Genomic DNA, 21,839 nt, shown 5'->3' on the forward strand with positions numbered 1-21,839 from the left:
CCGCATCAGGAGGCATCGGCGTCCGGTTCGGCCCGGCGATTGTCACCCGGCCCGGTCCCGGCCGCCACCGTCCGCCCCGCGTCCTCGCCGTCGTCGCCGTCCTCGTTGACCGAACGGCGCAGCGCGGTGTGGAGCGTCGCCGGGGTCAGCACCCCGGCGAAGCGGTCGCCGTCCACGACGGCTACCCAGCCCGCGTCGTGCTGGAGCATCGCGCTGAAGGCCCGCTTGAGGGGGGCGCCCACCGGGACCCAGGCCTCCAGGCGGCGGGTGTGGTCGGCCACGGTGCCCGAGGTGAGGGTGCCCGCGGCGACGTAGCCGCGCAGCCCGCCGTCGTCGTCGAGGACGACGGCGTAGGGGTCGCCCTGCTTCGCCAGGACGGCGGCGGCCTCCGCGGCGGGGGAGCCGGCGCGCACGACGGGCGGGTGCTCCAGGTCGGCGGTCTCGACCGGCGTGACGGACAGCCGCTTCAGACCGCGGTCGGAGCCGACGAAGTCGGCCACGTACGGGGTGGCGGGGGAGCCGAGCACGGTCGCGGGGGTGTCGTACTGCTCGATCCGGCCGGGGCCGAAGACCGCCATGCGGTCGCCGAGCCGGACCGCCTCCTCGATGTCGTGGGTGACGAACAGCACGGTCTTGCGCACCTGTTCCTGCAGCCGCAGGAACTCCGACTGCAGCCGCTCGCGCACCACCGGGTCGACGGCGCCGAAGGGCTCGTCCATCAGCAGCAGCGGCGGGTCGGCCGCCAGTGCCCGCGCCACACCGACCCGTTGCCGCTGCCCGCCGGAGAGCTGCTCGGGGTAGCGGGAGCCGTGCACGGACGGGTCCAGGCCGACCAGTTCCAGCAGCTCGGCGGCGCGCGCCCGGCGCTTGGCGCGGGTCCAGCCGAGCAGGTGCGGCACGGTCTCGGTGTTCTCCAGCACGGTCTTGTGGGGGAACAGCCCGACGTTCTGGATGACGTAGCCGATGCGGCGGCGCAGCCGTACCGGGTCGGTGCGGGCGATGTCCTCGCCGTCCAGCAGGATCCGGCCGGCGGTGGGCTCGATGAGCCGGTTGACCATCTTCATCGTCGTGGTCTTGCCGCAGCCGGACGGCCCGACGAGGGTCACGAGTTCGCCCTCGCGCACTTCGAAGGACAGGTCGTCGACGGCGGTGGTGCCGTCGGGGTAGCGCTTGGTGACGTTCTCGAAGCGGATCATCGGGACCTCTCGTCGGCGCCGGGCGGTGCGGCTCACCCCCCAGCTTGGTACACGCTCGGCGATGGTTGTGAAGGGGGTGTTGCGAGGATGTGGCGGGACGCCGGGAATGTCGGCGGGCGGGTTTACGCTCACCTGCATGATCTGAAGCGGGCGGGGGAGGTGGCATCGCATGGCCGGACAGGACTGCCTGGCGGCGAACGACTGGATCTGCGGTGAGTTCGTGCGCACGCGCAGCCAGGAGTTGCTGGACGCGGGTGTGCAACATCTGTGGATCACCGTGGCGTCGGTGGCGGCGGGCGTGCTGCTCGCGCTGCCGCTGGCCCTGCTCGCCCGGCGCTGGCGGGCGGCCGCGGCGCCGGTGCTGGGGGTGACGACGGTGCTCTACACGATTCCGTCGCTGGCCCTCTTCTCGCTGCTGGTGCCGGTGTTCGGGATCTCCGCGTCGGTGGTCGTCACCGGCCTGACGCTGTACTCGCTCACCATCCTCGTCAGGAACTTCCTGGCCGGGCTGGACGCTGTGCCCGAGGACGCCCGGGAGGCCGCGCGCGGCATGGGGTACGGGCCGATACGCCTGCTGTGGGAGGTCGAGCTGCCGCTGGCGCTGCCCGCGGTGATGGCGGGCGTGCGCATCGCCACGGTCGCCACGGTCTCCCTCACCACGGTCGGCGCGATCGTCGGATACGGGGGTCTCGGCAACCTCATCAAGGACGGCATGTACAGCTTCTTCAAGGCTGAGGTCCTCACCGCGTCCGTGATCTGCGTGGTGTTCGCCCTCGTCGCCGATCTGCTGCTGCTCGGGGTGCAGCGGCTGCTCACGCCGTGGACCAGGGCCGCGAAGGCGGTGGGCTGATGGGGACGATCCCCGGCGCGTGGGACTGGCTGACCACGGGCGCCAACTGGACCGGCACCGACGGGGCGCTGCAGCGGCTCGGCGAGCACCTCGTGCTGACCTCCGTGTCGTTGGCCATCGCCTGCCTCGTGGCCCTGCCGGTCGCGGTCCTCCTCGGGCACCTCGGCAAGGGCGGCGCGCTCGCCGTGAACCTCTCCAACGTCGGGCGGGCGGTGCCCACCTTCGCCATCCTGGTGCTGCTCATCGTCGCGACGAACTCGGCGCGCTACTGGCCCACCATCATCGCGCTGGTGCTGTTCGCCGTCCCGCCGCTGCTCACCAACACCTACGTCGGCATGCGCCAGGTCGACCGGGACGCGGTGGAGGCCGCCCGCGGCATGGGGATGACCGGCGGCCAGTTGCTGGCCCGGGTGGAGCTGCCGCTCGCGGCGCCCTTCGTCATGAGCGGGGTGCGCTCGGCCGCCGTCCAGGTCGTCGCCACCGCCACGCTCGCCGCGATTCCCGGTGAGGGCGGCCTCGGCCGCATCATCACCGCGGGCTTCGCCCAGTACGACACCCCGAAGGTCGTCGCGGGCGCGGTGCTCGTGGCCGCGTTCGCCCTGCTCGTGGAGGGAGTCTTCCTGTTGCTGCAGCGCCTGGTGTCCCCCACGCGGAAGTCCCGACCCGCCCGAAGACCTGCCCGTCCCACACATCAGATGGAGTTCTCATGAGCAAGGCCCTTCGCACCGCCACCGCCGTGGCCGCCGTGGCGGTCCTCTCCGCCGGCCTGGCGGCCTGCGGCGGCGACAGCCTGGAGAAGAGCGGGGGAGGGGGCAGTTCGTCGGCAGGCGGCGGCAAGGGTTCCCTGACCGTCGGCTCGGCCGGGTTCACCGAGAGCACGGTCCTCGCGCAGCTGTACGCGCAGTTGCTGACCGACACCGGCTACAAGACCACGATCAAGACGGTCGACAACCGCGAGCTGTACGAACCCGCCCTGGAGAAGGGCCAGATAGACGTCGTCCCCGAGTACGCGGCCACGCTCGCGGAATTCCTCAACGCGAAGGCGAACGGCAAGGACGCCGCGCCCGTGGCCTCCTCCGACGTCGACGCCACCGTCACGGCGCTCACCGAACTCGCCGGCCCGCGCGGGCTGAAGGTGCTGCCGGCCGGTGAGGCGGTCGACCAGAACGCGTTCGCGGTCACCAAGGACTTCGCGGAGAAGAACAACCTCAAGACCCTCTCCGACCTCGGGAAGTCGAAGATCAAGGTCAAGCTCGCCGCGGGCGAGGAGTGCTCCATCCGCCCCTTCTGCTCGCCCGGCCTGAAGAAGACCTACGGCATAGACGTCACGTCGGTCGACACCAAGGGCGTCGGCACCGTCCAGGCCAAGCAGGCCGTCAAGGACGGCACCGACCAGCTGGTGCTCACCACGACCACGGACGCCACCCTCGACCAGTTCGGCCTGGTGCTGCTGGAGGACGACAAGGGCCTGCAGAACGCCGACAACGTGCTGCCCGTCGTCAACGCGAAGGAGGCCGGCGGGGCGGACGTCGCCGCGGCCCTGGACAAGCTCACCCAGGTGCTGACCACGGCCGACCTCACCGAGCTGAACAAGCAGGTGGACGCGGAGCGCAAGAAGCCCGAGGACGTGGCCGCCGACTACCTGAAGTCGAAGGGCCTGCTGAAGGGCTGAGGCCCCGGCGCCGGCGGACGGGCCCGGACGGACAAGATCGACTAAATGGTGGCGGGAGGGCGTTCGCGTGACGTTTGGTGTACGTGCGAGCGCCCTCCGTATTTGTCGTTGTGTGTTCGGTGAGAAATCGGATGCCGCGGCCCCACACGACGCACGGGCACGCTAAGTTCCCTTCCATGCCCCGTGGACGACACCGCCATTCCCAGCCGCTGCACCGGCTGCTCCCGCCCGTGACGGTCGCCGGCTCCGCCGCGGCCCTCGCCGTCGGCGCGCTGGTGATCGGTGATCCGGTGCTGCTCCGTGTGTTCGTCGTCGCGGCGGCCGGTGTCGCCGGTGGCGGTGCCTTCCTGCTGCGCAGCTGGGACCGTGCCGCCGGCAAGCAGGTCGCCGACCTCAAGACCGCGCGTGTGCGCGACGAGTGGCGTGCCGACGAGCGGATCGCGGAGCTCGAGGTGGACCTCGAGGACTCCCGCGAGCTGCGCGGCAAGCTGGAGAACAAGCTGCGCGGCAAGCGCGCCGAACTGGCCCGGCTCCGTACGGAGCACGCGGACCTGCTGCGCCGCTACGCCACCGCCGAGTCCGAGCGGGCCCGCGCCCTGGAGGACGGCCGCGTCGCCAAGAAGGCGATCGGCTCCGCGCTGCCCGTGCCCTACACCTCACCGGTCAGCCCGGCCGCGTACCTGCGGGCCGCCTCCGCGCTGCGGGACCTGTCGCGCAACGGCGCCCGCCAGCAGGCCGCGCTCACCGTCGAGGAGGCGCGCCGCCGCGACCTCGCCGACACCGACGAGCCGCAGGGCAGGCACGCGCTGGACCCGGCCGTCCGTGAGCGTCCCGCCGACGCCACCACCAGCGGCAGCGGGAACACCCCGGCGCTGCCGGTGCGCCAGCCCAAGCTCGTCCCGGCGGTCGCCGCGGCCGTGCTGCCGTACGCCAAGCCCAACCGGCAGGCCAGCCGCGCCCAGGGCGGCTTCGACTTCTTCGGCACGAAGAACGAGAAGGCCCGCCCCCAGGAACTGGAACCGGCCGGCGAGGCGGCGCCCGCGGGAGCGGACCTCGCCGACGTCGTCGGGGACGAGGCCGTGGCCGAGCAGGCCGAGGTCATCGACCTGACCGTGCACGACGAGACCGAGCAGCTGGACCTCAGCGAGCTGCGCGCCCAGTCCTCCTGACGTCCGGCCGCCTGACGTCCGGCGGGCCGCCCGTGGGCGCCCCGCCGGTCACTTGTCGATGTCGCCGACGACGAAGAACATCGAGCCCAGGATCGCCACCATGTCGGCGATCAGCGTGCCCGGCAGCAGTACGGCGAGCGCCTGGATGTTGTTGTAGGACGCCGAGCGCAGCTTCAGCCGGTACGGCGTCTTCTCGCCCTTGGACACCAGGTAGTAGCCGTTGAGCCCGAGCGGGTTCTCGGTCCAGGCGTACGTGTGGCCCTCGGGGGCCTTGAGCACCTTCGGCAGCCGCTGGTTGACGGGTCCCGGGGGCAGCTCGGCCAGCCGGTCCAGGCACGCGTCGGCGAGGTCCAGGGCGATGTGGGTCTGCTCCAGCAGCACCTCGAAGCGGGACAGGCAGTCGCCCTCGGTGCGGGTGGGGACCTTCAGGGTGTCCGCCAGCTCCCCGTAGGCCAGGTACGGCTCGTCCCGGCGCAGGTCGAAGTCGACGCCCGAGGCGCGGGCGATCGGCCCGCTCACCCCGTACGCGTGCACGTCGCGCGCGGGGAGGACGCCGACGCCGCGGGTGCGGCCGCGGAAGATCTCGTTGCCGAGGACCAGGTCGTCGAAGGTCCCCATGCGGGAGCGCACGGCGGCGACGGCGGCGCGGACCCGGCCGTGCCAGCCGCTCGGGAGGTCCTCCTTGAGGCCGCCGACGCGGTTGAACATGTAGTGCATGCGGCCGCCGGAGACCTCCTCCATGACCGCCTGCAGGTCCTCGCGCTCGCGGAACGCGTGGAAGATCGGGGTGATCCCGCCCAGCTCGAGGGGGTAGGAGCCGAGGAACATCAGGTGGTTGAGCACCCGGTTCAGCTCGGCGAGCAGCGTGCGGGTCCACACCGCGCGCTCGGGCACCTCCATGCCGAGCATGCGCTCCACGGCGAGCACGACACCGAGTTCGTTGGAGAAGGCGGAGAGCCAGTCGTGCCGGTTGGCCAGCATGATGATCTGGCGGTAGTCCCGGGCCTCGAAGAGCTTCTCGGCGCCGCGGTGCATGTACCCGATGACCGGTTCGGCCGAGCCGATCCGCTCGCCGTCCAGGCTCAGGCGCAGGCGCAGCACCCCGTGCGTCGAGGGGTGCTGCGGGCCGATGTTCAGCACCATGTCGGTGCCTTCGGCGGCGCCGCCGATGCCGATCGTGGTCTCCGTCATGGCCCCAGTTTCCCATCCCTTTACGCGTCCCGGGGCGTGCCCCCCGGAGCTTCCCCTGCCGCCGGCACGGGCTGCTCCAGCCAGAGGAAGCCACCGAGGCCGGACGGGTCGGTGAGCTCGGCCGCCTGACCCGCGCGGGCCAGGGCGCGCACGTAGCCGGCGGGGTCGGAGGAGGCCAGGGAGAGCGGCGGCCGGGCCCCGGTGACCCCCAGGGCGCCCAGGGCCTCGCGCTGGGTGCGCAGGACCGCCCCGGGGCCCGCGCAGGCGTCCATCGCCACGTGCGCCGTGATGTCGCAGGAGCCGTCGGGCACCGGCGGTGAGACCTCGCGGCCCGCCCGGAACGCGGTGAGCGTCCCGTACGGCGGGCGGGCCCCGGCCACGTGGCCGTAGTCGACCGCGACGGCGAGCCCGGCCTCCAGGGAGGCCACCGCGGCCGCCCAGGCGGAATCCCGCCGGCGGCCGATCTCCGCCCGGGTCCCGGCCTCCGCGCCCTCGACCGGCCACCAGCGGCGCAGCCAGGCGGCGTCCTCCCCGGCCACCGCGTCGCCGAGGCGCTCGGCGCCGTCCGAGGCGCGGACGAGGACGTGGCGGGGCACACCGTGCGCGTCGGTCTCCGCCACCGCGACCGGCACGTTGTCCAGCCACTCGTTGGCGAAGAGCAGGCCCCGCAGGCCCGGCGGGAGCTCGTCGGACCAGGTCACCCGGGCGTCCAGGCCGTCCGGTCGCGGGGCCTTCTCCACCGCGTGCGGCCGCAGGCGGGCGCGCAACGTGGCGGGAACCACATCGAGCACCCCCGTGAGCAGTTCCCCGGCGCCCGCGCCGACGTCCACCAGGGCCAGCTCGCCGGGGTGCCCGAGGTCCGCGTCGACGCGCTCCAGGAGCCGGGCTACGGCCCCCGCGAACAGCGGCGAGGCATGCACCGAGGTGCGGAAATGGGCGGCCGGGCGCTCCCGGCGGAAGAAGCCTCCCGGGCCGTAAAGGGCCCGCTCCGTGGCCTCCCGCCACCCCGTCCACGCGGCTGTGCTGTCGATCACGTCTCCACCGTATGTGCACAACCCGGGGCTTCGGACGGTTGAGCGGTCCATCACCGGTTCCAGGTAGGGTGCCGTGGTCAGAGGTGTGTCCGCCCGTGACGGCCGCGGATGAATCGATCATGAACATTCGGCCATCGCGGGAGCGTACGCCTATTGCCGGATGGCCCGGTACTGATAGGTGCTGTGCAAGTGACAGGCAGTGGAAGGTGAAGAGCGGATGACGGCCGGCAACAACGGTGCCCCCGAGCCCGGGAGTGACGACCCCTTCGCGTACCTGTACCGCCAGGACGGCGAAGAGCCGGGTCAGGCGGCTGCTGCCCAGCCCGGTGTGCCCCGCACCTCGTACAACCAGGTGCAGCGGGTCGGTGAGCGGCGCCAGCAGCAGCAGCCGCCGCAGCAGGGCGGCTACGGCTACCCGCAGCAGCAGCCCGCGTACGGCCAGCAGGCGCCCTCCTACGGTCAGCCGCAGCCCCAGCAGGCCCAGGCGACCCAGCAGTTCCCCCAGGGCCCCGCAGGCCCGTCAGGACCGGCCGGCGGCGGCAGCCGGCGCGCCGCGTCCCCGCGTCCCGGCGGCCCCAACAGCAAGAGCCTGCTGATCGGCGCCGTCGCCGTGGTCGCCGCCGTCGCGATCGGCATCGGCGTCGCCATGGCGGGCGGTGACGACGACACCCCGCAGACGGGCGCCGGCTCCACGCCGACCGCGAGCAGCGACGCCGGCAAGGACAACAACTCCGGCGAGCCCTCGGCCTCGGCGAGCGCGACCGAGCCCGGTGTCGTCGACGCGGCCTCGCTGGCCAAGGCGGGCGGCGCCCGGGTCGGTTCCCAGTACAAGGGCACCCTGGCGGCGGGCGGCAAGTACGTCGAGAACATGAACGCGGTGGGCGCGTCGGTGACCTGGACGGTCGACGTGCCGAAGGACGGCTCGTACGACTTCTGGATCCGCTACGCCAACGCGGAGAAGGACTCGGCCAGCGCCACGACCGTGGTCAACGGGACGCCCCAGAGCTACAAGCCGGATCTGAAGAACTACGGCAAGGAGGGCGACTGGAACGCGTGGTACCGCTCCTACGTCACCCTCGACCTGAAGCAGGGGAGCAACACGATCGCCCTCACCTGCGGTCAGGGCGACGCCTGCCACTTCAACCTCGACCAGGTGGCGCTCCTGGACAAGGGCCAGTCGCCCGAGGGCTGGGGCAGCTGAACCGGCAGTGGCCCGCCGTGACCGGCGGGCTACTGCCGTGAGTCGCCCTCCCGGATCACGGTGATCCGTCCCAGCAGGTCCTCGTACACCCCGCGGTCGAACTCGCCCGCGACGGGTGCCGCCACGGTGGCCGCCGAGAGGGCGACGGCGCGGGCGAGGCGGCGCGGCCAGTCGAGGCCCTCGACGAGCCCGGAGAGCAGGGCGGCGACGGCGGAGTCGCCGGCGCCGGCGGGATTGCCGGGGACGGGCGCCGGGGGCCGGGCGGTCCACACGGTGCCGTCCTCGGCGAGGGCGAGCATCCCGTCGGGGCCGAGCGAGGCGGCGACGGCGCGGGCGCCGCGGCGGCGGGCGTCGCGTGCGGCGCGCATGGGCTCCGTCGCGCCGGTGAGCCCGGTCAGTTCGGCGGCGTTGGGCTTGACCAGATCGGGCCGGGCGGCCAGGCCGCGCCGCAGCGGCTCGCCGCTGGTGTCCAGCAGCACCGGGACGCCCGCGGCGCGCGCGTCCCGCACGAGTTCGGCGTAGCAGCCGACCGGCAGTCCGGGCGGCAGGCTGCCGCACAGCGCCACGGCGCGCGCCGCGCCGCCGTCCAGGAACTTGCGGTACGTACCGAGGAAGGCCGCCCACTCCTGCGAAGTGATCGTCGGGCCGGGCTCGTTGAACATCGTGGTGTCGCCGCCCGACTCGTCCACGACGCCCACCGTCCGCCGGGTGCTGCCGGAGGTGGGCACGAGGGCGTCCGTGACGCCGTCGATCCCCGTCAGGTAGGCACGCAGCCGGTCACCGGACGCGCCGCCCGCGAAGCCGGTCGCGACGGCCTCGTGGCCGAGCGCGGCGAGGACGCGGGCGACGTTCAGCCCTTTGCCGCCGGGACGTTCCGCGGCCTCCGACACCCGGTGGGTGGTGTGCGGCCGCAGCCGGGGGACGCGGTAGGTCACGTCGATGGCGGCGTTCAGCGTGACGGTGACGATCACCGCATGATCCCTTCGAACAGCGTGTGCGATGGGAAGGGATCATGCCAAAGGAACGCCCGGAGGCACAGACCCCGCCGCCCGGGGTCCGTCAGGGCTCGACGACCCAGCTGCCCTTCCGCATCACGCCCACGAGGTCGAACGACGCGTCCAGGACCACCAGGTCGGCGTCCTTCCCCGGCTCCAGGGAGCCGATCCGGTCGTACGCGCCCAGCAGCCGCGCCGGGTTGGCGCTCAGCGCGCGCACGGCGTCGCCGACGGGCAGCCCGTCCACGGTCACCGCCCGCTTGAACGCGGTGTCCAGGGTCAGCGTGGAACCCGCGATGGAGCCGCCCTCGACGAGCCGGGCGACGCCGTCGACGACGTCGACCTCCATCGGGCCCAGCAGGTAGCGGCCGTCGCCGAAGCCGGCCGCGTCCATGGCGTCGGTGATGAAGGCGACCCGGTCGGCCCCGGCGCTGCGGAACGCCATCTCCAGGACGGCCGGGTGCAGGTGGACGCCGTCGTTGATGAGCTCGACGGTGACCCGCTCGTCCTCCAGCAGCGCGGCGATCGGGCCGGGTGCGCGGTGCAGTAGCGCGGGCATGGCGTTGAACAGGTGCGTCGCCACGGTCGCGCCCGCCTCGACGGCCTGCAGGGTGGCCTCGTACGCGGCGTCGGTGTGGCCGACGGCGGCGATGACGCCGTGTTCGGCCAGCAGCCGCACCGAGTCGAGCCCGCCGGGCAGTTCGGGGGCGAGGGTCACCATGCGCGCGGTGCCGCGGGCGGCGTCGAGCAGCTTGCGGACGTCCGAGGGGTGCGGGTCGCGCAGCAGCGAGGGCTTGTGCGCGCCGCGCCGGTGCGGGGAGATGAACGGCCCCTCGAAGTGGATGCCGGCCAGGTCGCCCTGCTCGACCAGTTCGGACAGCAGAGCGGCCTGCCGGGACAGGTCGTCCAGGTCCCCGGTGACCGTCGAGGCGAGCAGGGTGGTGGTGCCGTGCCGCCGGTGGGTCCCGACGCCGGTGAGGACGGCCTCGGCGTCACCGGAGGAGAAGGACGCGCCGCCGCCGCCGTGCACGTGGATGTCGACGAAGCCGGGGACGATCCAGTGTCCGGCCAGGTCGCGGGTGGACGCCTGGAGCGGGTCGTTCGCGACGATCGAGCGGCCCTCGACGGTCAGCCGGCCGTCTTCGACCACGCCGTCCGGCAGCACCACACGGGCACCGGTCAGCACGCTAGTTGCCGCAGTCAAGCGGTCACCTCCACGGAGAGAAGATCCCAGGCGAGCAGCCCTGCGCCCAGGCATCCGGCGGTGTCCCCGAGGGCCGCCGGCACGATGAGGGGGAGTTGCTGGAAGGTCAGCCGCCGCTCGACGGCGGCCCGCAGCGGTGCGAAGAGGGTGTCGCCGGCCTCGGCGAGCCCGCCGCCGACGATCAGCGTTCCCGGGGTCATCAGGGTGATCCCGGTGACCAGGCCGTCGGCGAGGGCGGCGACGACCTCGTCCCACACGGCCGCCGCGCGGGGGTCGCCCGCCTCGACGGCGGCGGCGCAGCCGGCGGCCCCGGCGTCCGGGCTCCCGCCCGCGGCCTGCCAGGCGCGGGCCACGGCGGCGGCGGAGGCCGCCGTCTCCAGGCAGCCCCGCTGGCCGCAGCCGCAGACCGGGCCGCCGGGGCGGACGACGACGTGCCCGAGCTCGGTGGCCTCGACACGGCCCTCGATGCCGATCGCCCCGGCGATGCCGGTGCCCAGCGCCACGAACAGGAAGCGCTCGGCGCCCCGCCCCGCGCCCAGCCGGCCCTCAGCGAGGCCGCCGGCGCGCACGTCGTGGCCGAGGGCGACGGGGGTGCCGTCGAGGCGGCGGGTGAGCAGGTCGCGCAGGGGCGCGTCGCGCCAGCCGAGGTTCGCGGAGTAGACCGCGATGCCGGCCCGCTCGTCGACCAGCCCGGGCACGGCGACCCCGGCCGCGGCGGCGGGCTCGCCGTAAGCGCTTTCGCCGTAGGTACGAAGGTCCGCGGCGAAGTCGAGCACGGAGTCGACCACGGCACCCGGGCCGCGCTCCCGGCCGGTCGGGCGGCGTGCCTCGTGCAGCAGCGTGCCGTCCGCCGCGACCAGAGCGGCCTTCATGCCGGTGCCGCCCACATCGAGGGCGATGACGTGTCTCACGGGTGACAGTGTCGCGCGGGATCCGGCAAAAGGTCTAGTCCACTCGTCGAAAGAGATCGCGTGCCGCGTGCGAACGGGCGCCAGGCGGGGTTGCGGGCGCGAACCCCGAGTGGTGTAGACCTCATGAGGGGGGTCGGGATGGGGACGCCGTGTGATCGGAGGAACACCCGGCGCATCGGCCGGCCGGAGGCGAACCCTGAGCGCGATCGCCGAGGTGGAGGCGCGCGACGCGGAACAGGGGCGACGGGGCGCGGATATGGTTGTCGGATGGAACGGGACGAGACCGGGGCGGACGCCCCCGAGGACGGGCTGACGGAGCAGGACCGCGCCGTCCTCGACATCGCCCGCCGCACGTGGGCCGGACCCGGCGCGAAGGAACGTGCCGTCCGCGAACGCCTCGGCATCTCCCCCACGCGCTACTACCAGCTCCTCAACGCCCTCCTCGACGACCCCCGCGCCCTCGCGCACGACCCCGTCACGGTCAACCGCCTCCGCCGCACCCGCGACACCCACCGCACCACCCGCTGACGCCCGCCCCCCGCGGGGTCCCCTCCTGGCGGCGGTGTGATGGGCGTCCCTGCCGGTGACCGGTTGTCCGGGGTTCGGGTGGGTGGGATACCGCTCGGCGCAGGCGCAGCGGGCACCGCCGGCTCTCGCCGTGCGGGGTCCCGCCGTCGTGGGGGAGGAGCGGGTGCCCTGCGGGTGACCGGTTGTCCGGGGTTCGGGTGGGTGGGATACCGCTCGGCGCAGGCGCCGCGGACCCGCGGGGGCACCGTCGGTCCGCGCTGTGCGGGTCCCCTCTTCGCGGCGGTGCGATGGATGCCTCTGCCGGTGACTGGTTGTCCGGGGTATGGGCGGGTGGGTGGGAGACCGCCCGCCGCAGGCGCCGCGGACCCGCGGGCGGCGACGGCGGGGTCCCCGCCCGGAGGGCGCCGCGCGTCGCGGACCCGCGGGCGGCGACGGCGGGGTCCCCGCCCGGAGGGTGCCGCACGCCGTGGGGGGCGGAGAATACCGCCGGAGGCGGGATGCTTCCGTACGCCGGGCATGCCCCCCGCAGGGGTCGGTATGGTCGGGGGCATGAGCCGCAGCCGCAGGGACGAACTGCCGGTACCCACGACGCCCGAGGGCAAGGACGGCCTGGCCGCACTGCTCGCGGAGCCCCGCAGGGCCGTGCTGGCCCTGGACTTCGACGGGACGCTGGCGCCGATCGTGCCGGATCCGGACGCCGCGCGGGCGCATCCCCGCGCGGCCGCCGCACTGGCCCGGCTGGCGCCGCGGATCGGGTCCGTCGTGGTCGTGACGGGCCGCCCCGCGGGCGTGGCCGTGCGGTACGGGGGCTTCGCCGGCGTGCCGGCCCTGGAGCACATGGTCGTGCTGGGCCACTACGGCGCCGAGCGCTGGGACGCCCGTTCCGGCGAGGTCAAGGCGCCCGGCGCGCACCCCGGGGTCAACGCGGTGCGCGCGGAACTGCCGGGCGTGCTGGACGCGATCGGGGCGTGGCACGGCACGTGGGTGGAGGACAAGGGCCGCGCGGTGGCCGTCCACACGCGCCGCACGGAGGATCCGCAGGCCGCGTTCGAGGCTTTGAGCGGACCGCTGCGCGATCTGGCCGACCGGCACGGGCTGATCGTGGAGCCGGGCCGGATGGTGCTGGAGCTGCGGCCGCCCGGGATGGACAAGGGCGTGGCCCTCAACGACTACCTGCGGGAGGTCGGCGCCGGTCCCGTGCTGTACGCCGGTGACGACCTGGGCGACCTGGCCGCCTTCGGGGCCGTGGAGAAGCGGCGCGCCGACGGCCTGCCCGGTGTGCTGGTGTGCAGCGGCAGCGCGGAGGTGGCCGAGCTGGCCGCCCGGGCGGACCTCGTCGTGGACGGCCCGGAGGGCGTCGTGGCGCTGGTCGACGCCCTCGCGGACGCCCTGGAGGAGCGGGACGGTCAGGACGGGGCCGAGAGCCAGCCGCCGGTCAGCGACTGAACTGCGGACCCGTCGAGGTCCGCGAGCTTCACGCCCGTGAACTCCCGGGCCCGCGGGGAGGTCTGGACGCGGAAGGGCGGCCGCTCGGCGCCGAGCACCTCGACGATCGGCGCCGCGGCCTCGTCGATGGTCTGGGCGGCCGTGAACGCCTGCGTGGTCCGGTCGAGGTAGTGGGTGAACGCGGGCCGGTAGGGGCCCGCGGCCGCCGCGTACGCGGGGATGTCGATGCCGAGGTTGGCGACGAACTCGCTGCCGACCGCGCCCGGTTCCACGACGCTCACGGTGACCCCGACCGCGGCCGCCACGGGCGCGAGCGCCTCCATGTAGCCCTCGACCGCGAACTTCGCCGCGCAGTAGGCCTCGTTGAAGGGCTGCCCCACGACGCCGCCCACGCTGGTGACGGTGACCAGCCGCCCGCCGGAGGCTCGCAGGTGCGGCATCGCGGCCTTGGTGACCTCGACGACGCCGAAGAAGTTGACCTCCATCGTGGCGCGGACGTCCGCGACCGTCTCCAGCTCGATCGTGCCGACGTGCCCGGCGCCGGCGTTGTTGACCACCGCGTCCAGGCCGCCGAACTCGACGACGACGTCCTCCACCACCGCGGCGACCAGCCGGGCGTCGGTCACGTCCAGCCGCTTCACGTGGACGTGTTCGGCGACCCCCGCCCCGGCCGCGGCCTTGCGGAGGGCGTTCGCCTTCCCGGGGTCGCGCATGGTCGCGACGACGTTCCAGTCGGCACGGGCGGCGGCCACGGCGGTGGCCAGGCCGATGCCTGAGGAGGTGCCGGTGATCAGGACGGTCCTGGGGGTGCCGGTGGTCATGGGGTGGCTCTCGCTCTCTGCCGGGCCGTGCGGGTGCGCGGGTGCGCGGGTGCGCGCGTACTGATGACCGCACCCTAAACAGCCCGGCGGCCTCCGCCCGGTCAGCCCCGGCCCGCGGCGTCCGCGTCGTGGACGAGGAGGGCGATCTGGACCCGGTTGTTCAGGCCGAGCTTGCCGAGGATGCGGGAGACGTGGGTCTTCACCGTCGGCACGCTCATGTGGAGCCCGGCCGCGATGTCCGCGTTGGACCGGCCCTCCCCGATGGCGAGGGCCACCTCGTGCTCCCGCTCGCCCAGCGACGCGAGCCTGCGCCGTGCGGTGGCCCGCGCACCCCTTCCTCCGGCGCCGGAGTCGGCGACCTGAGCGATCAACTGCCGTGTCACCGCCGGGGACAGCACCGGTTCGCCGGCCGCCACCTTCCGTACCGCCTCGACGATCTCGCGCGGCGCCGTGTCCTTCAGGACGAAGCCCGCCGCGCCCGCGCGCAGCGCCCGCAGCACGTGCTCGTCGGTGTTGAAGGTGGTCAGCACGATCACCTCGGGCGCGCCCGGCCGCGCCCGCAGCGCCTCGGTGGCCGCGAGGCCGTCCACGACGGGCATGCGGATGTCCATCAGCACCACGTCGGGGGAGTGCTCCTGGACCAGGGCCGCCACCTCGCCGCCGTCCGCCGCCTCGGCGACGACCTCGACGTCCGGCGCCCCGCCCAGCATCATCCGCAGCCCGGCCCGCACCAGCGGGTCGTCGTCCACCAGCAGCAGCCGCACCATCGTCACGCCGCCCACGGTAGCCAGGCGCGCAGCCGGAAGTCCCCGCCGGCCCGGCCGTGCTCCAGGTCGCCCCCGGCGAGCGAGGCCCGCTCCGTCAGCCCGATCAGCCCCTGCCCGGCGCCGGGGATGGCCGGCACCACGGCCGCCGCGGCCGGCACCGGGTTGCTGACCTCGACGGTCAGCCCCCGCGCCGGACCGCCGGCGAGCCGCACGGTCACCTCCGTGCCGGGGGCGTGCTTGCGTGCGTTGGTCAGCGCTTCCTGCACGATCCGGTACGCCGTGCGCCCCGAGGCGGCGGGCGCCGCCGACACCGCGTCGTCGTCCGCCTCCAGCACGATCCGCATCCCGGCGTCCCGGGACTCCTCGACCAGCCGCGGCAGGTCCGCCAGCGTGGGCTGCGGCCGTCCGCCCGCGCCGTCCGCCGTACCGGAACCGTCCGGCTCGCGCAGGACGCCGATGATGCCGCGCAGGTCGTCCAGCGCCTGGTGCGCGCTCTCCCGGATCACCCCGGCGGCCCGCTCGATCTCCGCGGGGGACGCCCCCGGGTGGAACTCCAGCGCTCCCGCGTGGACGCTCAGCAGCGACAGCCGGTGCGCCAGCACGTCGTGCATCTCCCGGGCGATCTCCTCGCGCGCCTGCCGCCGTCCGCGCTCGGCGTACGAGGCCAGCAACTGGCGCCGGGAGCGCACGTAGAGCCCCCAGCCGATCGAGCCCGCCATGATCACGAAGAAGGTCGTCGCCGAGCCGGTCTCCGGCAGGTCCGGGTCGGGCCCCCGCGCCATGAAGAGCGGCAGCGGAGCGAACGCCAGGGCCGCCACCCAGGCCGTCGTGCGCAGCGGCCGGTGCGCCGCCACGGTGAAGACCGCCACCGCGGTCGGGCCGCCGACCAGGTGCGCGAACCACCCGGTCACCAGCAGCACCACCGCCAGCTGCACCGGCCACCGCCGCCGCAGGAAGAGCGCCGCGCACGCGGCCGCGCTGACCGCCTGCTCGACGGCCCCGACCGGGGCACCCACCCCGTCCACGGACAGCACGGAGAAGGCCGCCGCACCGAGGAAGACCGCGATGTCGGCGACGATGCCCTTCCGTACGCGTCGCATGTTCCCGAATGTACGGTCCCGGGGCGCCGGCACCACCCCCGCGCCCCAAGTCGAGACTTTCGGACGACAGCCCCCGCGCGATCGGCGACTTTCGCCGACAGCCCGCGCGGGCGCGCGCTCCCTAGCCTCGTGGCATGAAGGGTTTCCTCGGTTTCCTCAGCTTCGTGCTGCTCTCCCAGGGCATCGGCGGCATCGCCTACGAGCTCACCGGCGGCTGGTTCCGCCTGTGGGCGCTGACCCACCGGATCGGCTTCCTGGACGGTTACGAGATCTACGTGTGCGTCCTCCTGCTCGTCCTCGGCGTCGCGGTCCTCTCCGTGGCGGAGTCGGCGGGCAAGCGCTCCTGACGCCCGGTCGCGCCCGGTCGCGCACGGCCCGCCCCGGTCCCCCGTTCCTGTGCGACGGGGGCCGGGGCGGTGGCACATGTAGGGGGTCGGGTCACCAGTTGTTGTTGTCGCGGACGATCGCTGCGCACTCCACGACGGCGCGGGCGGTGGGGCTGAAGTTGGTCGACGGGGTTCCGTTGACCTTTCGGACGGTCACGGACCACCCATTGCCGGACCGCTGGCTCGTCAGTACGTGCAGGTCGCTGCTGCTGAGGACGAATCCGCCGCCGGTGACCTCGGTGCGCGAGGGGCAGCGTGCCGAGACCGTAACGGTGGACATGTCGGCCACGACGGCGGAGACACCCAGGAACTCGGCGGTCCTCAGCCGCCCGAAGTTGTCCCGGTTGCCGCCGCCCTGGACGGGGTTCGAGGCGGCGTCGTCGGCGACCGCGGCGGTGCGCGCGGTGGCGGAGGCGTTCGTGGGACCGGCGAATGCGGTGGTCGTGACGACCGCTGCGGCGACCGTCATGGCTCCGGCGACGCCCCAAAGCACCTTACGACGGGGTCGACCGGACATGGTCTTCTTCGCTCGTATGTTCATCTCTCTGCCTTCGAAGATGACGGAAGGAGCTCGCTCCGGGTCGAAGCGATTGCGCTCATCGTCACCTTGTGCGAGGTGTTCCGCACTTTGGGTGACCAAAGAGGATGAACGGTGCCCGGGGCGCGATCTGACGGAGCGGCGGTACGACGCTCGGTCAGCACGCCGGAACGGGCCTCAGATGGCGCCGGCGACCGCCCGCGGTTCCACGCGTGGCCGCTGCCGCACGATGCCCGCGCGGACCAGCGAGGCGCCGCGCGGAGCACCCGACGGGGCGTCGGATGCGGGGGCGTCGGATGCGGGGGCGGCGGTGGCGCAGGGCGGGCAGGGGCCGGTCCGGCCGGGGGGCAGCGGGTCGCCGCAGCCGGGGCATTCGGGGAGCGGGGCCGCCGGGGCGGCGGGGTCGCGGGCGGGGCGCGGTGCGGGGAGCTTGTCGCGCAGGCGCCGGGCGATGAAGCCGGCGGGGGAGTGCACGGCGGGCGGCAGTCCGCAGGACAGGGCGGTGCCCAGCTCCAGCTCGCTCGCGCCGTGTGCCAGCCAGCGGGCGGCGAGCGGGGCCAGCCGGGCCGCCTCGGCGACGCCCAGGGCGAGCCTGGCCTCCCGCCGCCCGAGGCGGTGCAGCGCGGCCGCCGCGCGGGCGACCAGCGGCGCGTCGGCGGGGGGCCCGGGGTGGGAGGTGTTCTCCTTCTCCCTGTTCTCCCCCTTGGGGGATGCGCCGACGGCCCGTACGGACGGCGCACCGGCGGTCGGGATGCTGCCACCCGGAGCCGCGAAGGCCGCCTCGATCTCCGCGGGGTCGCGCAGGGGCACGTTGGAGACGAGCACCTGGGTGGTCCAGCGGCCGGTCTCGCGGCTCTGTGTGCGGCGGGTGTGCACATAGCCCTCGGCCTCCAGCTGCTGCCGGGCCCGGCGCAGGGCGATGCGCCCCTCGGGCATCTTCTCGCCGATGGACTGCAGGGTCTCCCGGGACCCCTCCGGCAGGGAGAGCGCCCACTGCAACAGCCGTACGGCGGTGCCGTTCAGGCGCGGATGGCGGATGAGGTCGTTCGGCGTCTGGGAGAAGAAACGGGTCGGCGGGATAGCATGGCGGATCATTTGCGGGGCTCCTCGACGGATCAGGCCTCGTAGGTGTAGGCCCCCGGCCGGTGTTGGCGCACCACTGGGGGCCGCTTCATGCGCTGGGCACGAAGGGTGATCGGCCGATTACTCTACCGGTGTCCCGGTGCTGTCGGCGACGAAGGCGACGAACGCCGTCCACGCTTCGCCGGTGAAGGCCAGCGCGGGCCCGGCGGGGTCCTTGGAGTCCCGCACGTGTACGGCGCCCGGGGCATGGGCCACCTCGACGCACTGGCCGCCCTCGCTGCCGCTGTAACTGCTCTTGTACCAGGCGAGTTGGGACGTCATAGCTCCCCCGCAATCTGCTCGATCACTCTGGCGGAGTCCCCCACGCTGAGGGCCTGTGAGCGGATCATCGCATAGCGCTGGTGGAGTTTGCTGACCTCGTCCCGGCCGTCCACCAGCACGCTGCGGCCCTGGACTTCGAGATAGGCGAGCAGCCGCAGATCGTGGGTCTCCAGCAGCGACATGGGGCCGTCGAAGCCCGCGTGGGCCTCGTGCGAGAGCGGCATCACCTGGACCGTCACATGACGCAGCGCCGCGGCCTCCACCAGCCGCTCCAACTGGCGCCGGTGCACCGCCCGTCCGCCGACCGGGCGGCGCAGCACCCACTCCTCGATGACGAAGGCGAGCTGCGGCGCCGGGGCGCGGGTCAGCAGTGCCTGCCGGGCCAGCCGGGCCCGCACCCGGCGCTCGACCTCCTCCGTCTCCAGCGTCGGGCAGTAGGCGCCGAGCACGACGCGGGCGTACTCCTCGGTCTGCAGCAGGCCGTTGATGACCTGCGTGTCGTAGGTGTAGAGGCTCACCACCGCCCGCTCCAGCTCCGCGTACTCCTCGAACCAGGAGGGGAACTCAGCCCGTTCGAGATGGCGCGCCGCGGACCGCAGCACCCCGCCGCCGTCGCCCAGCAGGGTTCCCGCCCTCTCCACGAACGCCGGAGGCGGCATCCGCTCGCCGCGCTCGATCTTGACCACCAGCGACTTCGAATAGCCGACGTGCGCGGCCAGTTCGTCGGTCGACACCCCACGCGCCTCCCGCAGGGACCGCGCCACGGAACCGAACATCCGCATGCTGGCCGAGCCCTCGCCCTTCGCGGACACGGGACCACCTCCCCGGTACACACGCCGTACACAGCCGCGGACCGGTCCCGACACAACTGATCCGGGGTCAGGTCCGCCCTGGTCAGGCTAGCCACGGCACGGAACCGTTGGACCCATGACGCAGGAATCTCCACCCGCGGCGGCGATGCGCGTCGTCGCCGAGCCCGCCCGCATCGCCGAGGTCCGCCGGGCCGTACGCGAACAGCTCCGCGCCTGGGGGCGCGAGGACCTGGCGCCCGCCGCCGCGCTGTGCGTCACGGAGATACTCGCCAACGTGCACCGGCACGCGGGCTCCCCGGAGTGCGAGCTGACCCTGGACGACCTGGCCGCGGAGGGCGTGCGGGCCACGGTCAGCGACCGCTCCCCCGTCCTGCCGGTCCCGGCCCCCGGGCCGCCGGACTGGGCGGCCGAACGCGGGCGCGGCCTGCACCTGATCGCGGCGGCGGCGCACCGGTGGGGCGTATGGCCGACCCCCGACGGCAAGCAGGTGTGGGTGGTGCTGCGGTGAGGCCCGCCTCGTGGACCTGGCTGGACGACACGGCCTTCGGGCCGGTGGCGTTCCTGCTGCTGGCCCATCCGCACGGGAGCGGGACGGAGGAACTCGCCGTGTTCCTCGGGCTGGCCGAGCCCGGGCGGCGGCTGCCGGAGCTCGGCGAGCGGATCACCGTCCCCCGTCCCGGGCGGGCGACGGTGCGCGGCGCGGACGGCGGCCCGCTGCTGGAGGTCGCGGCCGGGGACCGGTGGGCCGCCTTCGTCGCGGGCGGCGGACCGGTCGCGCTCGTCGTGGGGCTGGACCCGCTCGCCCGCCGCGCACCGCTGCCGCAGGTGGAGACCTACCTCGCCCTGGGCACGACCGCCGGACGCATCCGGCTGGGGATCAGCCGGCGGGCGCCCTCACCTTCCTAGCCCAGCGCCCGCAGCTGGTCCAGGAACCACTGCTGCGGGGGGAGCGCCGTCGAGGCCGCCGCGAGTCGCTTGGTGGCCTCGGCCCGCTCGCCGTGCGACACGGACAGCGCCTGGTGGAGGGCGTTGGCGGTGGCCCGGATGTCGTACGGGTTGACCACGAACGCGTCGTCGGCCAGCTCCTCGTACGCCCCCGCCTCGCGGGAGAGCACCAGCGCCACGCCGTCCTCCGAGACGACCGGGATCTCCTTGGCCACCAGGTTCATGCCGTCGCGGATCGGGTTGACCAGCGCGACGTCCGCCAGGCGGTAGGCGGCCAGGGAGCGCGCGAAGTCGTCCTTGACGTGCAGGACCACCGGCTGCCAGCCCGGCGTGGCGAACTCCTCGTTGATCTCCTCGGCCAAGTCGGAGACCTCGTCCGTGTACTCCCGGTAGACGGCCAGGTCGTGACGGGAGGGGTAGGCGAAGGCGATGTGCACCACGCGCCCCTGCCATTCGGGGTGGTCGCGCAGCAGCTGCGCGTACGCGAGGAGGCCGCGGATGATGTTCTTCGACAGCTCGGTGCGGTCCACGCGCACGATGACCTTGCGGTCCGGACCGCCCACGGCCTCCTGCAGCGACGCCAGGCGCTCGTCGACGTCCGGCCGGTGCGCCCGCTCCCGCAGGAAGTCGGCGTCCGCGCCGAGGCCGTGCACCCCGATCCGCGTGGTGCGGCCCTTGTACGTGATCGTGAGGCTGCCCTCGTCACGGATGACGGAGGCGCCCAGCACGTCGGCGCAGCACGCGGCGAAGGCGTCCGCCCAGCGGCGGGTCAGGAAGCCGGCCCGGTCGGCGCCGAGGATGCCGCTCAGCACCTCGGCGGCGACGTCGTCGGGCAGCACGCGGAAGTAGTCCGGCGGGGCCCACGGGGTGTGCGAGAAGTGCCCGATGCGCAGGTCGGGGCGGCGCGAGCGGAGCAGCTGCGGCACCAGCGCCAGGTGGTAGTCCTGCACCAGGACGGCCGCGCCCTGGCCCGCCTCGTCGGCGAGCGCGTCGGCGAAGGCGGCGTTGTACGCCACGTACGCCGCCCACTGCTCGCGGAAGTCCTCGTCGAAGACGGGCTCCAGCGGGGTCTGGAACAGCATGTGGTGGACGAACCACAGCACCGAGTTCGCGATGCCGTTGTAGGCCGACGCGAAGGTGTCCGCCGGGATGTCCAGCATCCGTACGTGCTGGCCGCCGGTGTCGGCGGTGGACAGCCGGCCCGTACCCCCGGAACTGCGCAGGACGGCGGCCCGGTCCCCCTCGCCGAGCGCCGCGCAGACCCAGACGGCGTCCGCGTCCGGCCCGATCGCGCTCAGGCCCGACACGAGTCCGCCGCCGCCGCGGCGGGCGGTGAGCGTGCCGTCCTCGCGGAGGCTGTACGACACGGGGCCGCGGTTGGACGCGACCAGTACGCGCGCGGCATGCGATGCGACCATGCGGCCAGCCTAGCCACGCATCCCCGACCGCAAACGTACGAGCTAGCCCAGCCGGGGGTTCCAGCCAGGTTGTGGGCAGGCGGTCCGCCGCCAGGCGTGGGGGCACCCCCAGCGGAGCTGGGGGAGGGTGGGCACAACCTGGCCACGGCGCCGCACCTGTGCGGTACCGCGGGTTGCGTCGGCGTGTGCACCCCGGTGGGTGGGGTGCGCCCACCCGTCCCGCCCAGCGGGACGACTGCCCGCTACCGGGC

The 21,839-nt window shown here is 74.1% G+C and carries 24 protein-coding genes; 10 read left to right on the plus strand and 14 right to left on the minus strand.

Translation table 11 applies throughout. From position 1 onward, the window contains the following. Positions 1-5 precede the first annotated feature (5 nt). On the minus strand, positions 6-1,196 hold the full coding sequence (locus OG937_24770) for a betaine/proline/choline family ABC transporter ATP-binding protein (protein WUD78868.1): 1,191 nt from the start codon (positions 1,194-1,196) through the stop codon (positions 6-8). Positions 1,197-1,365: 169 nt separating this feature from the next. Here OG937_24770 and OG937_24775 point away from each other — a divergent pair, with 169 nt between their 5' ends. The 4 genes from OG937_24775 to OG937_24790 all read left to right on the plus strand — a co-directional run bounded on the left by OG937_24775 (position 1,366) and on the right by OG937_24790 (position 4,887). Continuing rightward, on the plus strand, positions 1,366-2,046 hold the full coding sequence (locus OG937_24775; GenBank protein WUD74677.1) for an ABC transporter permease: 681 nt from the start codon (positions 1,366-1,368) through the stop codon (positions 2,044-2,046). Beyond that, positions 2,046-2,756, plus strand: coding sequence for an ABC transporter permease (locus OG937_24780; GenBank protein WUD74678.1), 711 nt, complete (start codon positions 2,046-2,048; stop codon positions 2,754-2,756). The genes OG937_24775 and OG937_24780 overlap by 1 nt, the downstream gene beginning before the upstream one ends. Then, on the plus strand, positions 2,753-3,718 hold the full coding sequence (locus OG937_24785; protein WUD74679.1) for an ABC transporter substrate-binding protein: 966 nt from the start codon (positions 2,753-2,755) through the stop codon (positions 3,716-3,718). Before OG937_24780 ends, OG937_24785 begins: the two co-directional genes overlap by 4 nt. A gap of 176 nt (positions 3,719-3,894) precedes the next feature. After that, positions 3,895-4,887, plus strand: coding sequence for a hypothetical protein (locus OG937_24790; protein ID WUD74680.1), 993 nt, complete (start codon positions 3,895-3,897; stop codon positions 4,885-4,887). 48 nt (positions 4,888-4,935) lie between these two features. Here OG937_24790 and OG937_24795 read toward each other — a convergent pair whose 3' ends face one another. Together OG937_24795 and OG937_24800 are read right to left on the minus strand one after the other, a co-directional pair. Next, positions 4,936-6,078, minus strand: a complete 1,143-nt coding sequence (locus OG937_24795; protein WUD74681.1) for an NADH-quinone oxidoreductase subunit D — start codon at positions 6,076-6,078, stop codon at positions 4,936-4,938. A 20-nt stretch (positions 6,079-6,098) separates the two neighbouring features. Next, positions 6,099-7,112, minus strand: coding sequence for an SAM-dependent methyltransferase (locus OG937_24800; GenBank protein ID WUD74682.1), 1,014 nt, complete (start codon positions 7,110-7,112; stop codon positions 6,099-6,101). Positions 7,113-7,329: 217 nt separating this feature from the next. Between OG937_24800 and OG937_24805 the strand changes: the two genes are divergently transcribed. Further along, the gene (locus OG937_24805) at positions 7,330-8,313 is read left to right on the plus strand and encodes a carbohydrate-binding protein (protein WUD74683.1); all 984 of its coding nucleotides are present in this window, start codon (positions 7,330-7,332) and stop codon (positions 8,311-8,313) included. Between the two features lie 29 nt (positions 8,314-8,342). Here OG937_24805 and OG937_24810 read toward each other — a convergent pair whose 3' ends face one another. The 3 genes from OG937_24810 to OG937_24820 all read right to left on the minus strand — a co-directional run bounded on the left by OG937_24810 (position 8,343) and on the right by OG937_24820 (position 11,423). Next, positions 8,343-9,284: a 1-phosphofructokinase family hexose kinase gene (locus OG937_24810; protein ID WUD74684.1), complete on the minus strand. Its 942-nt coding sequence runs from the start codon at positions 9,282-9,284 to the stop codon at positions 8,343-8,345. An 88-nt stretch (positions 9,285-9,372) separates the two neighbouring features. Continuing rightward, entirely contained in the window at positions 9,373-10,512 is a 1,140-nt protein-coding gene (gene nagA / locus OG937_24815) for an N-acetylglucosamine-6-phosphate deacetylase (protein ID WUD74685.1), read from the minus strand. Next, a complete protein-coding gene (locus tag OG937_24820) occupies positions 10,509-11,423 on the minus strand; it encodes an ROK family protein (GenBank protein ID WUD74686.1) in 915 nt (304 codons plus the stop codon). Before OG937_24820 ends, nagA begins: the two co-directional genes overlap by 4 nt. 267 nt (positions 11,424-11,690) lie before the next feature. Here OG937_24820 and OG937_24825 point away from each other — a divergent pair, with 267 nt between their 5' ends. Beyond that, positions 11,691-11,951, plus strand: coding sequence for a DUF3263 domain-containing protein (locus tag OG937_24825; protein WUD74687.1), 261 nt, complete (start codon positions 11,691-11,693; stop codon positions 11,949-11,951). Between the two features lie 549 nt (positions 11,952-12,500). Further along, positions 12,501-13,397 (plus strand): trehalose-phosphatase, encoded by an 897-nt coding sequence (gene otsB, locus OG937_24830; protein WUD74688.1) that lies wholly within the window; start codon positions 12,501-12,503, stop codon positions 13,395-13,397. Here otsB and OG937_24835 read toward each other — a convergent pair. From OG937_24835 to OG937_24845, 3 genes are all read right to left on the minus strand, one after another. Beyond that, on the minus strand, positions 13,358-14,218 hold the full coding sequence (locus OG937_24835) for an SDR family NAD(P)-dependent oxidoreductase (protein WUD74689.1): 861 nt from the start codon (positions 14,216-14,218) through the stop codon (positions 13,358-13,360). The genes otsB and OG937_24835 overlap by 40 nt on opposite strands. A 101-nt stretch (positions 14,219-14,319) precedes the next feature. Continuing rightward, entirely contained in the window at positions 14,320-14,985 is a 666-nt protein-coding gene (locus OG937_24840) for a response regulator transcription factor (protein ID WUD78869.1), read from the minus strand. Between the two features lie 2 nt (positions 14,986-14,987). Further along, a complete protein-coding gene (locus tag OG937_24845) occupies positions 14,988-16,085 on the minus strand; it encodes a histidine kinase (GenBank protein ID WUD74690.1) in 1,098 nt (365 codons plus the stop codon). A 134-nt stretch (positions 16,086-16,219) separates the two neighbouring features. Between OG937_24845 and OG937_24850 the strand changes: the two genes are divergently transcribed. Beyond that, on the plus strand, positions 16,220-16,432 hold the full coding sequence (locus OG937_24850; GenBank protein WUD74691.1) for a hypothetical protein: 213 nt from the start codon (positions 16,220-16,222) through the stop codon (positions 16,430-16,432). A 91-nt stretch (positions 16,433-16,523) separates the two neighbouring features. On the opposite strand, the gene OG937_24855 is transcribed toward OG937_24850, so the two are convergent. The 4 genes from OG937_24855 to OG937_24870 all read right to left on the minus strand — a co-directional run bounded on the left by OG937_24855 (position 16,524) and on the right by OG937_24870 (position 19,225). Next, positions 16,524-16,940 carry a hypothetical protein gene (locus OG937_24855; protein ID WUD74692.1) on the minus strand — a complete coding sequence of 139 codons (417 nt, stop codon included), beginning with the start codon at positions 16,938-16,940 and terminating at the stop codon, positions 16,524-16,526. A gap of 246 nt (positions 16,941-17,186) precedes the next feature. Continuing rightward, positions 17,187-18,104 carry a hypothetical protein gene (locus tag OG937_24860; protein WUD74693.1) on the minus strand — a complete coding sequence of 306 codons (918 nt, stop codon included), beginning with the start codon at positions 18,102-18,104 and terminating at the stop codon, positions 17,187-17,189. Between the two features lie 108 nt (positions 18,105-18,212). Continuing rightward, a complete protein-coding gene (locus tag OG937_24865; GenBank protein ID WUD74694.1) occupies positions 18,213-18,413 on the minus strand; it encodes a DUF397 domain-containing protein in 201 nt (66 codons plus the stop codon). Next, a complete protein-coding gene (locus tag OG937_24870) occupies positions 18,410-19,225 on the minus strand; it encodes a helix-turn-helix transcriptional regulator (protein WUD74695.1) in 816 nt (271 codons plus the stop codon). Before OG937_24870 ends, OG937_24865 begins: the two co-directional genes overlap by 4 nt. A 115-nt stretch (positions 19,226-19,340) precedes the next feature. Here OG937_24870 and OG937_24875 point away from each other — a divergent pair, with 115 nt between their 5' ends. Continuing rightward, the gene (locus tag OG937_24875) at positions 19,341-19,733 is read left to right on the plus strand and encodes an ATP-binding protein (protein ID WUD74696.1); all 393 of its coding nucleotides are present in this window, start codon (positions 19,341-19,343) and stop codon (positions 19,731-19,733) included. Continuing rightward, positions 19,730-20,131 carry a hypothetical protein gene (locus tag OG937_24880; protein WUD74697.1) on the plus strand — a complete coding sequence of 134 codons (402 nt, stop codon included), beginning with the start codon at positions 19,730-19,732 and terminating at the stop codon, positions 20,129-20,131. Before OG937_24875 ends, OG937_24880 begins: the two co-directional genes overlap by 4 nt. On the opposite strand, the gene OG937_24885 is transcribed toward OG937_24880, so the two are convergent. Further along, positions 20,128-21,588 carry a trehalose-6-phosphate synthase gene (locus OG937_24885; GenBank protein ID WUD74698.1) on the minus strand — a complete coding sequence of 487 codons (1,461 nt, stop codon included), beginning with the start codon at positions 21,586-21,588 and terminating at the stop codon, positions 20,128-20,130. The genes OG937_24880 and OG937_24885 overlap by 4 nt on opposite strands. Positions 21,589-21,839: the final 251 nt, after the last annotated feature.

Source organism: Streptomyces sp. NBC_00510 (assembly GCA_036013505.1).
In the GTDB taxonomy this organism is placed as follows: domain Bacteria; phylum Actinomycetota; class Actinomycetes; order Streptomycetales; family Streptomycetaceae; genus Actinacidiphila.